The 13490-nt window shown below is 70.3% G+C and carries 14 protein-coding genes; 13 read left to right on the forward strand and 1 reads right to left on the reverse strand.

Features of this window, described 5'->3' with window-relative positions; genetic code table 11:
• Positions 1-3 precede the first annotated feature (3 nt).
• The 12 genes from AC07V5_RS07485 to AC07V5_RS07540 all read left to right on the forward strand — a co-directional run bounded on the left by AC07V5_RS07485 (position 4) and on the right by AC07V5_RS07540 (position 9550).
• A complete protein-coding gene (locus tag AC07V5_RS07485) occupies positions 4-633 on the forward strand; it encodes a hypothetical protein (protein WP_495115008.1) in 630 nt (209 codons plus the stop codon).
• Entirely contained in the window at positions 630-1700 is a 1071-nt protein-coding gene (locus AC07V5_RS07490; RefSeq protein WP_495115009.1) for a hypothetical protein, read from the forward strand. The genes AC07V5_RS07485 and AC07V5_RS07490 overlap by 4 nt, the downstream gene beginning before the upstream one ends.
• Positions 1697-2770 (forward strand): sensor histidine kinase, encoded by a 1074-nt coding sequence (locus AC07V5_RS07495; protein ID WP_495115010.1) that lies wholly within the window; start codon positions 1697-1699, stop codon positions 2768-2770. The genes AC07V5_RS07490 and AC07V5_RS07495 overlap by 4 nt, the downstream gene beginning before the upstream one ends.
• Positions 2767-3408 carry a response regulator transcription factor gene (locus tag AC07V5_RS07500; protein ID WP_495115011.1) on the forward strand — a complete coding sequence of 214 codons (642 nt, stop codon included), beginning with the start codon at positions 2767-2769 and terminating at the stop codon, positions 3406-3408. The genes AC07V5_RS07495 and AC07V5_RS07500 overlap by 4 nt, the downstream gene beginning before the upstream one ends.
• A gap of 10 nt (positions 3409-3418) precedes the next feature.
• Positions 3419-4099 (forward strand): hypothetical protein, encoded by a 681-nt coding sequence (locus tag AC07V5_RS07505; protein WP_495115012.1) that lies wholly within the window; start codon positions 3419-3421, stop codon positions 4097-4099.
• Positions 4100-4102: 3 nt separating this feature from the next.
• Entirely contained in the window at positions 4103-4774 is a 672-nt protein-coding gene (gene sctR / locus AC07V5_RS07510) for a type III secretion system export apparatus subunit SctR (protein ID WP_495115013.1), read from the forward strand.
• Positions 4771-5046, forward strand: a complete 276-nt coding sequence (gene sctS, locus AC07V5_RS07515) for a type III secretion system export apparatus subunit SctS (protein WP_495115014.1) — start codon at positions 4771-4773, stop codon at positions 5044-5046. Before sctR ends, sctS begins: the two co-directional genes overlap by 4 nt.
• Positions 5046-5831 (forward strand): type III secretion system export apparatus subunit SctT, encoded by a 786-nt coding sequence (sctT, locus tag AC07V5_RS07520; RefSeq protein WP_495115015.1) that lies wholly within the window; start codon positions 5046-5048, stop codon positions 5829-5831. The genes sctS and sctT overlap by 1 nt, the downstream gene beginning before the upstream one ends.
• A gap of 134 nt (positions 5832-5965) precedes the next feature.
• On the forward strand, positions 5966-7717 hold the full coding sequence (locus tag AC07V5_RS07525) for a TIGR02594 family protein (protein WP_495115016.1): 1752 nt from the start codon (positions 5966-5968) through the stop codon (positions 7715-7717).
• Between the two features lie 70 nt (positions 7718-7787).
• On the forward strand, positions 7788-8603 hold the full coding sequence (locus AC07V5_RS07530) for a hypothetical protein (RefSeq protein WP_495115017.1): 816 nt from the start codon (positions 7788-7790) through the stop codon (positions 8601-8603).
• Positions 8604-8712: 109 nt separating this feature from the next.
• Positions 8713-8937 carry a hypothetical protein gene (locus AC07V5_RS07535; RefSeq protein ID WP_495115018.1) on the forward strand — a complete coding sequence of 75 codons (225 nt, stop codon included), beginning with the start codon at positions 8713-8715 and terminating at the stop codon, positions 8935-8937.
• Complete coding sequence (locus AC07V5_RS07540) at positions 8927-9550, forward strand: hypothetical protein (RefSeq protein WP_495115019.1); 624 nt, start codon at positions 8927-8929, stop codon at positions 9548-9550. The genes AC07V5_RS07535 and AC07V5_RS07540 overlap by 11 nt, the downstream gene beginning before the upstream one ends.
• A gap of 73 nt (positions 9551-9623) precedes the next feature.
• On the opposite strand, the gene AC07V5_RS07545 is transcribed toward AC07V5_RS07540, so the two are convergent.
• Positions 9624-10610, reverse strand: a complete 987-nt coding sequence (locus AC07V5_RS07545; protein WP_495115020.1) for a substrate-binding domain-containing protein — start codon at positions 10608-10610, stop codon at positions 9624-9626.
• A gap of 343 nt (positions 10611-10953) precedes the next feature.
• Here AC07V5_RS07545 and AC07V5_RS07550 point away from each other — a divergent pair, with 343 nt between their 5' ends.
• Entirely contained in the window at positions 10954-13488 is a 2535-nt protein-coding gene (locus tag AC07V5_RS07550) for a TonB-dependent receptor (RefSeq protein WP_495115021.1), read from the forward strand.
• The last annotated feature ends 2 nt before the right edge of the window (positions 13489-13490 follow it).

Raw genomic sequence — 13490 nt, forward strand, 5'->3', positions numbered from 1 at the left:
GCCATGAAGCTGCTGCCCATCCATCCCTCTTTGGTCGCACTGACTGCGCTGCCGCTGCGCGGCGGTGCCGTCGTGTCGTTGCAAGCACTGTCGCTGTCGCTGGAAACGGGCGACGAGCTGGCGCCGCGCGCACGGTCCGCGCCTGGCGATGCCGGCGAGCCCGCCTGGCGCAGCGCCTATCAGCGGCGCCGCGCGCAGGACGACGAGCCGCCGGTGGCCGAGCCGCAGCCGGTCGCGTTGCCGCTCGCTGCGGGCGCCCCGCGCGATGCGGTGCCGGAGGTCGCGGAAGTCCGTGCCATGGCGCCGGCCACGGTCACCACGGAACGGGTGGACGCGCTTCGCCAGCTTGCCGAGCCCAACCCGGCATTCCTGGCGACGGCGCGCACGTGGCAGGTGGAACTGCCCGCTGCGGCCGGGCCGGCCTGGCAACTGCACGTCGAACAGGCCCAGCCGCTGGCGCCGCTGACCCTGGAGCTGCGCGTGCCGGCGGTGGCGCAGGCCCAGGCGCGGCAGCAGCTGAGCGACCTCGACAAGCGCTTGCGCGACGCCGGCCACGACGTGCTGCGGCCGCGCGTGCGCGATGCCGCACGCGGCCACAAACGCGCCCGCCCGGCGGATGAGGTGGACTCATGAGCGGCATCACCGCCATCCAGGCGCTGTCTCCGGCCGAGACCTGGGAAGCGTGGCAGGCCTTGATGCAGGCGTCGCTGGGCGAGGCTGAAGCGGTGAGCAGTGCCGAGCTGGAGGCTGCCCAGCCGCACCCGCAGGCGCCAGTGACGGAAATGTCCCAGCCGCTGAGCTCGCTGAATCAGGCACATCAAGCCCATGAAGTGCCGCCCGCGACGGCCGCCGTCGCTGAAGCGCAGGCTGCGCCCGATGCGCCAACGGTGAACTCCATGCCCACCGCGGTGGCGTCGCCAGACAAGCCCCAGGGGGCCACGCCGTCGCCGCTGCACTCCGGGCTGTTGGGCGACACGCCGATGGCCCCCACGCGCTTCGTGGAGGCGAATGCGGCGGTGCTGCCGATGGCGCCCGTGCTGATGACCCCGCTGACGCTGCAGCATGGCCCCGAGCTGCGCTGGCGCGTGCAGGACGCATCGAGCTGGCGTGCGCTGTTCGACGACGCAGGCCACGACAACAAAGGTGGCGACGACGCGCAGGGCGACGCACTGCCCATGTCCGTGCTCGAAGCCATGACTTCGGAGGCCGTGCCGCCCTGGGCGCAGGCGCTGCTCGTCCACCTGCGCGAGGCCGCCACGGCGCCCGTCTCCGCCGCTGCGTTGCGCCCCGCCTTGCAGGCCTGGCGCCTGGGCCTGCCCGTGCTGCTGGCCAGCCCCGCCGGCCTGGCCAGCCTGCAGGTCACGCGCGACGCCGCCACCTGGCAATCGCGCCGCTGGCCCGCGCGCTGGCGCAGTGCCCGCCCGGCCGTGGCCGAGCGCTGGTGGGCCGTGCGCCTGGCACTGGGCCCGCAAGGCCGCCCGCGCACGTTGCGCGACCTGGCCGGCACAGCCCGTCTGGCACCCGGGCAAGTGAGCTGCGAGCTGCGCCTGGACGACGTCGCCCCCGGCATCGCGCAATGGGCCGACGTGCTGGTGCAAGCCGCCGCCAGCCCCAGCCTGCGCGCGCTGCTGGCCGCTCGGCCGTCGCTGCCCTGGCTGCTGTGCAACCAACCCCTGTGGCCGCAGGAGGCTTACTCATGAACCGCGTCGATGCCGACTTGCTCCACGCCCTGGGCGACCTCGACGAGGCGCTGGCCATCCTGGACGGCGACTTCCTCGTCGCGCTGAATGCGCCGATGCTGGCGCTGCTGCCCGGCGAGCCCGGCGGCCTGGCCGAGGCCTGGGCCGAGCCGCTGCATGGCCTGGCCAGTGCGCTGGCGGCGCCACTGGGCGTGCGCACGCGCTGCGGCGTCAGCGGCGAGTACGTGGCGCAACGCGTGGCACTGGACGCGCGCCACGTGCTGCTGCGCCTGGCCGACGAGCGCGAGCGGCTGCACCACCTGCAGCGCCAGCTCGACGACCGCGAAGGCCTGCTGTTCACGTCGCGCTCGCTGACCGTCAGCGAGATGGGCAGCGTGCTGGCGCACGAGCTGAACCAGCCCATCGGCGCCACGGCCAACCTGCTGCGCGGCCTGAAGCTGCGCCTGGCGCGCCGCCACCCCGACAGCACCGACGAACTCGCCGCGCTCGACAAGGCCGTGCAGCAGGTCACCTACGCCAGCCAGATCATCGGCCGGGTGCGCGAGTACACGCAGTCTCGCCAGCCCAAGACCGAGCGGGTGGATCTCGTCGCGCTGGTGCACCAGAGCCTGGCCCTGCTCGACTGGGACCTGCAGCGCGAGGCGGTGCAGCTGACGCTGGCGCTGCCAGGGCCGGCGGTGCATGTGCAGGGCGACGCGGTGATGCTGCAGCAGGTGCTCATCAACCTGCTGCGCAATGCGCTGGACGCGCTGCGGCTGGATCGCCCCGCCGACCCGCTGATCGACATCGAGCTGCGCGTGGAAGGCGGCCGCGCGGAACTGCGCGTGGGCGACAACGGCCCCGGCATCACGCCGCAGACCGAGGCCCGCCTTTTCCTTCCCTTCAGCTCCACCAAGCCCAACGGCATGGGCCTGGGCCTGTCCATCTGCCGCTCGCTGATCGAGATGCACCAGGGCCGCCTCTGGTTCACGCGCCGTGAGGCCGGGGGCTGCTGCTTTCACTTCGCGCTGCCGGTCATGGCTGCCGCAACCCAGACAACTTCGCAACCCACCTTGGAGACAACGCGATGACCCCTCGCCAGATCTACGTCGTGGACGACAACCACGAGTTCCGTGACTCCCTGCGCTTCTGGCTCGAAGGCTTTGGCTGCCAGGTGCGCGACTGGGGCGATCCGCGCGACGCGCTGCAGTCGCTGGCCCGCGTGGCCGTGGGCACCACTTGGCCCGAGTCCACCTGCCTGATGCTGGACGTGCGCATGCCCGAGCTGTCGGGGCTGGACCTGCACGACGCGCTGCGCGAGCGCGGCATCCACCTGCCGGTGATCTACATGAGTGGCCACGCCGACGTGCCGCTGGCGGTGGCCGCGATGCAAAAGCGCGGTGCCGTGTCGCTGCTGGAAAAACCGCTGGACGATGTGGCGCTCAGCGCCGCGCTGGACCGCGCCTTTGCGCCCACCGACATGGACACCGGCATCGACGCCGAGGTGGAAGGCTCGCGCGAAGAGTTCGAGCGCCGCTCGCAGACGCTGTCGCCGCGCGAGCGCCAGGTGCTGTCGCTGGTGGTCAAGGGCATGATGAACAAGAACATCGCCGACGAGATCAAGCTGTCGCTGAAGAGCGTGGAGCTGTACCGCTCGCGCGGCATGCGCAAGATGAAGGCCCGCTCCGTCACCGAGGTGACCCGCATGATGGTCAGCCGCCGGGCGTGAGCGGAGCACCATGAGTTCGTTCCCTCAACCGCTCAACCAGGCGCAGGCCTGGCATTTCGTGTCGGGACCGGTCGGCCTGTGCGTCAGTGCGGCAGGCTTGGCGCATGGCGAGCTGCCCTGCGCCGCCGAAGCCGCCGTCGTGCTCGACCTGGCGGGCGAGCTGCTGGATGCGCTGGCCGGGCTTGGCGTGGCGGGCCTGGTGGCCGATGCGCCCTGGCAGTGGGTTGCGCAAGCCACGCCGGCGGTTGGCGCGCAGGCGCGGTGGCGCAACGCCGATGCCGAGGCGCGGCTGTCGCTGCCGTGGCCCGCGTTGCGTGCGCTGGCCGAGGCGCCCGACCTGCCCGGCCTGCAGTGGCAACCTGCGGCCGCCGAGTGCGTGCTGGCGCGCTGGAGCCTGGCCGACGATGAACTGGCGGCACTGGAGCCCGGCGGCCTGCTGCTGCTGGACGACGCCGCCGGCCAGCAGGTGCGCGCCCGCGGCGAGTCTGCCGCGGGCGAATCACCGTGGCAGCTCGTGTCGCGCTGGGAGCAGCCGCTGCCGGTGGACCTGGTGATGGGCTGGCGCGGGCCGGTGCCTGCCGTGCCCGCGCCATGCCAGCTCATCGAGGCCACACGGCCGGACGTGGTGCGCGCCCGTGGCCGCCTGGTGCCGTGGGGCACGGGCCAGGCCTTCCGAATCGAAACCACCTGATCCATGGACCTCAGTTCCTTCACGCCCGCCTCGGCGCTCATCACCGTCATCCTGCTGGCCATGGCGCCGTTCGTGGCGGTGATGGTCACGTCCTTCACCAAGCTCGTCGTCGTGCTCAGCCTGCTGCGCAACGCGATGGGCCTGCAGCAGGTGCCGCCCAACGTGGTCATGAACGGCCTGGCGCTGATCCTCAGCGTCTACGTCATGTACCCGGTGGGGGTGGAGATGCAGGACAAGCTCGGTGCCATGCCCGCCGCCACGGCCAAGGCGTCCTCGGCGTCGACCAGCCAGATGCTGGCCGCGGCCGACGTGGCCAAGGAGCCGCTGCGCGAGTTCCTGATCCAGCACAGCCGGCCGCTGGAACGGGCCTTCTTCCTGAAGACCGCGCAGCGCAGCCTCAAGCCCGAGCAGGCCAAGGAACTGAGCGAACGCGATTTTCTGGTCGTCGTGCCGGCCTTCACGGTCAGCGAGCTGACGGTGGCTTTCGAGATCGGCTTCCTGATCTTCCTGCCCTTCCTCGTCATCGACCTCGTCATCTCCAACATCCTGATGGCCATGGGCATGCAGATGCTGTCGCCCACGACGGTGTCGCTGCCCTTCAAGCTGCTGCTGTTCGTGCTGATCGACGGCTGGGTCAAGCTCACGCACGGCCTCGTCCTGACGTACCAGATATGAACAGTGAAGTCATCCAGCTCACGCAGCAGGCCTTGTGGCTGGTGCTGCTGCTGTCGGCACCGCCCATCCTCGTGGCGGCCATCGTGGGGCTGCTGATCGCCTTTGTGCAGGCGGCCACGCAGCTGCAGGAGCAGACGGTGCAGTACGTGGCCAAGTTCTTCGCCATCGTGGTCACCATCTTCATCACCGCGTCGCTGCTGGGCGGCAGCCTGTACCGCCTGGGCGACAGGGTGTTCAGCGAGTTCCCCGGCCTCGTCAAGATCCAACGCTGATGCTGGAGTTCTGGATCGGCCACCCGACCGATGCCGCACTGCTGCTGGGCTTGTCCACCATGCGGGTGGCGGTGGCCTTCCTGCTGGTGCCGCTGTTCACGCAGGACCTGATCCCCGCGCTGATCCGCAACTCGCTGTTCCTGGCGCTCGGGCTGCTGGGCCTGCTGGTGCAGAACGCCCAGCCCTTGCAGCTCAGTGGCTGGCAGTGGGGCGTGCTGTACGGCCGCGAGGCCCTGCTGGGGGCGGCGCTGGGCTTCCTGTTTGCGGGGCTGATGTGGTCGTTCGAGATGGCGGGCCAGCTGATCGACACCAAGGTGGGCTCGGGACAGGCCCAGGTGCTGGACCCGCTGTCCGGCCACCAGACGTCGCTGACCGGTGCCTTCCTGGCGCGGCTGGCGAGCTGGGTGTTCATGGCCTCGGGCGGCTTCATGCTGTTTGCCGCCACGCTGATGGACAGCTTCGCGATGTGGCCCATCCACGGCACCTGGCACCTGCTGCCGGCCGGCGCGGTCGCATTCGAGATGGAGTTCGGCCGCATGCTGCGCCTGGCGCTGATGGTGGCCGCGCCCTCGCTGGTGCTGCTGTACCTGGTGGACGGTGTGCTGGGGCTCATCAACCGCTACGCGCAGCAGCTCAACGTGTTCAGCCTGTCCATGTCCATCAAGGCCGTGGTGGGACACCTGGTGCTGCTGCTGCAGCTGGGCAGCCTGGTGGCGCTGATGAACACCGAGTTGCTGGCCCGGCCGAGCGTCGTGCACGACCTGATGACGAAGCTGTTCGGATGAAGCGGCGGCAGGCTGCGGCCAACCCTAGCGCTGCCGCCGGCCGTACGTTCCGAAATAGCAGCGCCCGCAATTGCCCGTGCGGCGCCAGTGCCCTGAAATGGCCTGACCGTTAGACCCACCGCACAGGGCATGCCATGACCACCGTCTCCCGAACCACGCCTGCCGCAGCCAGCCTGCACGATTCCCCGCCCGCTGGCGACGGCTACGAGGTGCAGCACGGCGACAGCCTGCACCGCATCGCCGCGGACCACGGCGTATCGCTGGACGCGATGCTGGCCGCCAACCCGCAGGTTCGCAACCCCGACGTCATCTACCCTGGCACGCGGCTGAACCTGCCCGAACCCGGCGCCGGCGCGCGCTACACGGTGCGGTCGGGCGACGACCTGCGGCACATCGCCGCCGACCATGGCCTGACGCTGAAGTCCCTGCTGGCCGCCAACCCGCAGGTGCACAACCCCGACGTCATCCACGTGGGCGACTCACTGCGCCTCCCTCAGCACGGCGCGGCGCCGGCGCAGCCGGCGGCCAGCGGGCTGAAAGACACGATCGACAAGGTGTTGCCGCTGTACACGCTCAACCCGGCGTACCAGAAGGCGGCCTACGACACCGCGGTGGCCATCGGCAACTACGTGATGACGGCGCTGGCACACGCCTTCGACCGGGCCGTGCCCGACGTCAACCTGCAGCGCGGCGCGGGCGGCGAACTGCTGGCAGACCAGAACCGCGGCCGCGTGAACGAGGCCCAGGCCGCGCGCACCGCCACCACCGCCGCGTTGGACCTGCGCCATTTCACCGATCCGGCGCTCGGCTCCAACGCCCCCGCGGCCATCGTCATCGGCAATGCGGAAGGCACGCGCCGGCCGGACGGCGGCTTCACCGCGGCCTACGGCGGCCACACCGACCCGGGCAATGCCGCGCACAACCGCGGCTCGTTCTCGTATCAGCACGCCGCCACCAGCGCGGCCGATGCCGACCGCCGTCAGCTGGCGACGCTGCAAGGCCGCCTGCCCGCCTACGAGGCGGCCGCGCGCCAGGCCGGCCTGAACCCGGGCGATGCACGCCTGGCCTCTGCCTATCTCGACCTCTACAACCAGTCGCCCAGCGCGGCGCAGCGCTTCCTGAACCAGCTCCCCACGCTGCGCGGCCAACCCATCGACGCGGCGCACATCACCAACCTGCGCCTGCACAGCTATGTCGACGCCACGAGCGGTGAGCGTTTTCATCTCAGCAACGGGGGCCAGGCGGGCAGCGGCTTCGTCAACATCGCCCGCCAGCAGCTCGGCCGCACGCCGACCGAGGCGCAGGTGCAGGCTGTCATCCGCGCCGACCAGCAGCGCCGCACCAACGCCGTCGAGACCGCACTGCAGCGCCAGGGCCTGCTGGCCACGGCACCGGCTGCCGCCCCGCCCGCCGCACCGGCCGCATCGGCGCAAGGCCAGGCCCCCCGCTGGCTGGAGATCGCCCGCGGCGAGCTCGGCACGAACGAGATCCGAGGCGGCCGCAACAACCCGCGCGTCGTCGAGTACCACCAGGCCACCACGCTGAAGGCCAGCAACGACGAGACCTCCTGGTGCTCCTCCTTCGTCAACTGGAGCATGCAACGCGCCGGCGTGCAGGGCACGGGCAGCGCCGCGGCGCGCAGCTGGCTGCACTGGGGCCAGGCCGTGCCCCAGGACGCCGCCCACGTGCGGCCGGGTGATGTCATCGTCTTCCCGCGCGGCAACAACCCTGCGCAGGGGCATGTGGCCATCGTCGAGGAGGTGTTGTCGAACGGCCGGGTCAAGGTCGTCGGCGGCAACCAGTCCAACGGCCCCGGCGAGCCGGACGGCGTGACCGAGTCCATCCGCTCCCTGTCCAGCGCAGTCGGCGTGCGCCGCGCGCCGTGACCTTTCTTCTTGTGACATGACCGGCAGCGGCGGCCGGGATACTGGCCCGCCTGCTTCCTGGATCGAACCGATGGCCTTCGCGATGCCTCCCCTGCCCGCCGTGCGCGACCTGCTGCTGGTGTCGCTGCTCGCCGCCGGCGGCGCCCACGCGCAAGTGACGAAGGACGCGCTGCCCACGCAGCTCATCTGCCACGCCAGCAACGCGCTTACCGTCAACGTCAGCCACGACGCGGCCGGCACGCCGCTGGGCGCGGGCATCTTCGCCACGTCCGGCACGCATGAATGCGGCGTGCAGACGCAAGGGCCGCCCAGCGCCACCCCCGACGGCGCCTGGCGTTTCGAATGGGCCGACGAGGTCGAAGGCAACACCCGCTACCGCGCCATCGTGAAGCGCACCGGCACCGACGGCTACACACTGGCCCTCAACCCTGCACGCTGCGGCACCGTGGCGCTGCCTGCTGTGGCCAGCTTGTCGCCCAAAGCCAAGGGCTGCGAGTCCCGCGTCGACCGCGATGGCGCCTTCGTGCAGTTCTGGCGCCAGCTGCGCGACGCCGTGTCGCGGCGCGACGGCGAACTGTTGCAGCGCCTGTCGTTGCCGCAGCTCCAGTTCATCGAAGGGCCCGACCTCATGAAAGCGCCCGCGTCCATCGTCCGCAACGCCGCACCCTGCCTGGCCACGGTGCCGACGACCGACGGCCGCAGCGATATCGGCAAGCTGCTGAGCGCCACCGATACCCCGCGCCTGGACATGCCGCCGCTGTCTCGCCGCGGCGATTCACGTGTCAGCGCCGGGCATGCGATGACGGCGCTGTGGACGCCGCAGGGCTGGCGCCTCGAATCCTTCAACGCCGACCGCGCGACGTTCTCCGGCTGCAAGGGCGGCTGAGCCTGCGGCGTCAAGGGGCCTGTGATTGCCGAATTAGGGGCAGCCGTAGTCGCCTTTGCCGCCCGCCTTCGATAAGCTCTTCTCCAATCTCAACCTCTTCTCCACAGCCATGATCGGCGCGCCCTTTCCACCCTCCGCTTCGCTGTTCTCAGCGACACCCCTGCGCCCGCTGGACGCGCCCTCGGCGCCCGCGCGGGCCGGAGACCCAGCGTGGATGGATGGCCTGAGTGCAGGCGGCGCCGCCACGCTGCGGGCCGACGTGGCGGCGGAGCAGCGCGGCCTGTCCGTGCAGCAGCACGCAGACCGCGTGCTCGGCGCCCTGATTGCAGGCTGAACCCCAATTGCTGGCCCAGCCGCGCTGGGCCGACGCCGCGCAGGCCCTGATCGGCGGTTGCCTCGACCTCGGCCCCCGGCAGGAGAGCGCCGTGGCGCTGATGGAGACCATCTGCGTCGGCCTGGGCGACCAGCTCTACCCGGCGTTCCTGCGCGTGCTGGCGGAGGTCAACCTGCGGGGCGAATTCGCCGCGCGCGCTGCCGTGGCGCAGACATTGACGGAGGCATTGAGCCAGGGGCGCCTGCCCAGCGGTTCACGCGCAGCCTGGGGCTCGCACCAGCCGCGCGCGCAGCGGCGCAGCCTGGGCCCCATCGAGTACCTGTGCCTGGCCGCGTGGCCGCAGCGCGGGCAGGGCAGCGGGGCGCCCGAGCTGTCGCCTGAGCAATTCCAGACGCTGGCCAGCGCCGTGATGGAACTGCTGGACTGCGACACCGATGCCCGCCGCCTCTACGCCGACCACCTGTCTGCCGTGGCCGATGACCCGCTGGACGGCACCATGCCCCGCGAGGTGCGCTCGGCGCTGCGAGCGCTGGCGCAACGCTGGCGCAGCCAGCCGGATGCGAGTCAGGCCTGCGTGGCATTCGTTGACACCCTGACGAAAGCCGTTCGCTGAGGATTTCGGCGCAGCGGGTGCAGCCTGACGAAATTCAGCACCGAGCGGGACCGCTGAAGGTGCGCCTAGGGCCTTAAGTGCCGCGAACCACCAACTCGGTCGGCATGATCTCGCTGGCCGCGCCCTGGCCACCGATCAGGTCGAGCACCTTGCGCGCGAGCAGCACACCGCCGTGATGCCAGTCCTGGCGCACGCTGGTCAGCGGCGGTGCGAAGCTCTGCGCGGCGGGGGAGTCGTCGTAGCCGATGACGGAGACCTTGTCGGGCACGGCCAGGCCCGCGTCCGTGAAGGCGCGCACGGCGCCCATGGCCAGCAGATCGCTGGCGGCGAACAGGCCGTCGGGCAGCTTGCCACCTTTGGCCAGATGCGCCTGCACGGCCGTGAAGCCTGCGCCGAAGGTGAAGGCCGCGGGCGTCAGCGTCTGCGCCTTCAGGTCGGATGCCTTCAACGCCTTCACGAAGCCCTGCTGGCGATCGCGGATCTCGGCGTGGCGCACGTCGCCCAGGAACAGCAGCTCGCGCCGGCCCAAGGCGATGAGGCGCTCGGCCGCACAGGCGCCCCCGTGGGCGTTGTCGCCGCCGACGACGACGGCGGCGCCCCGGCCATGCTCGGCACCCCAGACCACCATGGGCAGGCCCATCGCTGCCGCGGACTTGACGGCAGAACCATTGGCGCCCTGGCCCAGCAGGATGAGGCCGTCCGCTGATGCCGCCATGCCCTGGCCGGGGCTCTGCATGGCCGACAGCAGCACGCTGTAGCCGCGCGAGGTCAGCTCCTGCGTGATGCCGCCCAGCAGTTGCAGGGGGTAGGCGTCGGTCATCGGCCGGTCGGCATCGGGCTGCATTTCCAGCATGACAGCCACCATGTGGCTGCGGCGCAGGCGCAGGTTGCGGGCGTGGTGGTTGAAGCGATAGCCGGCGGCCTCGGCCAGCGTCTTGATGCGCTCGCGCGTGGCGGGCGTGACCGACGGGCTGTCGCGCAGCGCGCGCGAGACCGTGATGGTGGAGACGCCGGCGAGAGCGGCGATCTGCTCCATCGTGACGGGTTTGCTGTCGCTCATGCTCGCGGAACCAGGAAGGGCTGGGGAACTGACCGCAGCTTAATTCAGCGCCGGGAGATGGCCGCCTGTGCATGACCGCCGGCGCATCGCTTCGCGACGGGTTGCCGCCTCTTCAACAATGCCCCGCGCGGCGGACATCGCCCGTCGCGCCTGTTGAGCGCGCTCGCCGCCACCCGCCAACGCTGTCATTTCAACCGCAATCGATGTCATCGATGTCACTCACCTGTTGCATCGGTATTTACCCAAATGACATCGATAACATTTGCCATCAAAGTTCAACCCATCGAAAGTAGCGACGGCCGCGCTGGCTTTCGGGACCTACAACAACCGTCGGAGACAACAGATGCCCAAGCCCCATGCCACGCCGCGCGTCGGCGCCCCGTTCTCGCGCAACTTCCGCCTGCAGCTGATCGCCCTGGCCGCGGCCTCCCTGTGCGGCGCCGCGTTCGCCCAAGAGGCCAGCCCTGGCGCCAAGCCGGCCGACAAGTCCCCCGAAGTGAAGGAGCTCGAAGCCGTCGTCGTCACTGGCACGGCGCGCCGCGAAGGCGTGCGCAAGCTCGAAGCCGGCTTCTCGATCACGACCGCTTCCGAAGAGCAGATCAAGCAGGCCGCGCCCACCAGCACGGCCGACATCCTGAAGACCGTGCCCGGTGTGTTCGTCGAAACCTCCGGCGGCCAGGCCGGCGCCAACATCCGCGTGCGGGGCTTCCCGACGCCGGGCGACGGCCCCTACTCGACCTTCCAGCTCAATGGCGCGCCGCTGTACCACCTGCCCACGCTGAGCTTCTTCGAGCACTCGCAGCTCTTCCGCCTGGACGACACCATCGACCGCATGGAAGTGCTGCGCGGTGGCCCCAGCCCCATCTTCGGCAGCGGCCAGCCCGGCGTGACGGTCAACTTCATCCAGAAGGACGGCCGCAACCCCGAGGCCAGCCTGCGCGTGACGACGGGTACCGGCAGCTTGAAGCGCGTCGACGGCGTTTACGCCGGCAAGCTGAGCGACCAATGGAGCGTCATGGTCGGCGGCTTCTGGCGCCAGAGCCAGGGCGTGCGCGACACGCAGTTCCCCGCCGACGACGGTGGCCAGGCCAGCGTGGTGCTGAGCCGCAAGCTCGACAACGGCAGCCTGCAGCTCTATGCCCGCGCGCTGCACGACCGCAACGCCTTCTTCACGGCCATCCCCGTCGTCGGTTCGGCCGACGGCAAGAGCGCGTCCAGCTACCCGGGCTTCGACGCCAGCAAGGACTATTTCTACGGCAACGAGCTGCGCAACATCGTGCTGGAAACCGGCCGCGCCTCGGGCCGCACCCTGCCCAACGGCAAGCCCGAGATCCTGCGCAGCACCGTCACCAAGGATCTGGCCGACGGCCGCGGCGCCGACGTGCAGACCTATGGCGCCAACTTCGACACCAAGCTGGGCGACTGGACGCTGACCAACAAGCTCAGCCACACGACAGGCGACACGCCGACCTACGCGCTGTTCTCCGGCGCCAACCCGCAGACGCTGTCCAGCTACATCGCGTCGCAGGTCACCGCCGCCAATGGCGATGCAGCCGTCGTCGCAGCCACCGGCCGCGCCGCAACGACCGGCACCGCCACCTTCACCAACGGTGGTGGCACGGTCGCCGGCAGCACGCCCGTCATCGTCAACGGCATGTGGGCCGTGGACAAGGCGCTGCGCTCGACCAGCAACGAAACCCGCCTGTCCCGCGAGATCGCGCCGGGCAACAACTTGACCGTCGGCCTCTACCTGGCCGGCTACAGCTCGCACGACGTCTGGACGCTGGGCCAGGCCCAGCTGATGACGGTGCAGTCCCACGCCCGCCTCATCGACGTGGCCCTGGACAACGGCGTCAAGGCCTCGCGCAACGGCTATGTCTCGCCGCCTTTCTCCTTCAACCTCGACGCGAACTACAGCGGCAACACCCACGCCTTCTTCGTCGCCGACGAGTGGCAGCTGAGCAAGGAACTGCGCATCGACCTCGGCGCCCGCCGCGAAACCCAGCGCATCACGGGCACCATCGCCAACGTCAGCAACGGCGACCTCGATGCCGACCCGACGACGATCTACAACAACAACCTGTCGTACTTCAACGGCACGAACACGCTGATCGACAGCAAGCTCAGCCGCAGCTCCTTCACCGGCGGCGCCAACTACGCCTTCAGCCGCGACTTGAGCGCCTTCGTGCGCGTCAACAAGGGCCACCGCCTGCCCGACTTCGACGTGCTGCGCGGCCGCGGCGCCAACGAGAGCCGCGACTCGGTCGAGGACATCACGCAGTACGAGATCGGCCTGAAGACCGCCACCAAGCTGTACAGCGCCTTCTTGACGGCCTACGCCAACAAGCTCACCAACTCGCAGACCCAGCAGTTCACCAACGCCGGCAACGTCGTGCTGCGCCCCAACAGCAAGGCCACTGGCGTCGAGTTCGAGCTGGCGCTGCGCCCCGGCTATGGCTTCGAGGTCGCCGCCACCGGCAACTTCCAGGACGCCAAGTACAAGGACTTCCAGCAGTTCACCGGCAACCGCGTGGAGCGCGCGCCGAAGTTCCAGGCGCGCCTGACGCCGAGCTGGCAGACGCAAACCGGCTTTGGCCAGCTGCGTACCTTCGCGACCTTCAGCCATGTCGGTGACCGCTTCGCCGACCAGACCAACACGCTCAAGCTGCCGGCCTATCGCACCATCGACGCGGGCGCCGTGTTCTCCATGGACAACGGCCTGGAGGTGCGCCTGACCGGCACCAACCTGACCAACAAGGTCGGCCTGACGGAAGGCAACTTCCGCGTGCCGGGCCAGGGCGTGGGGCAGGACGGCGTGTTCCTGGCGCGGCCGCTGTTCGGCCGGGCCTACGAGCTGAGCGTCGGCTTCCAGTTCTGACG

Source organism: Roseateles sp. GW821-FHT02E12 (assembly GCF_059421665.1).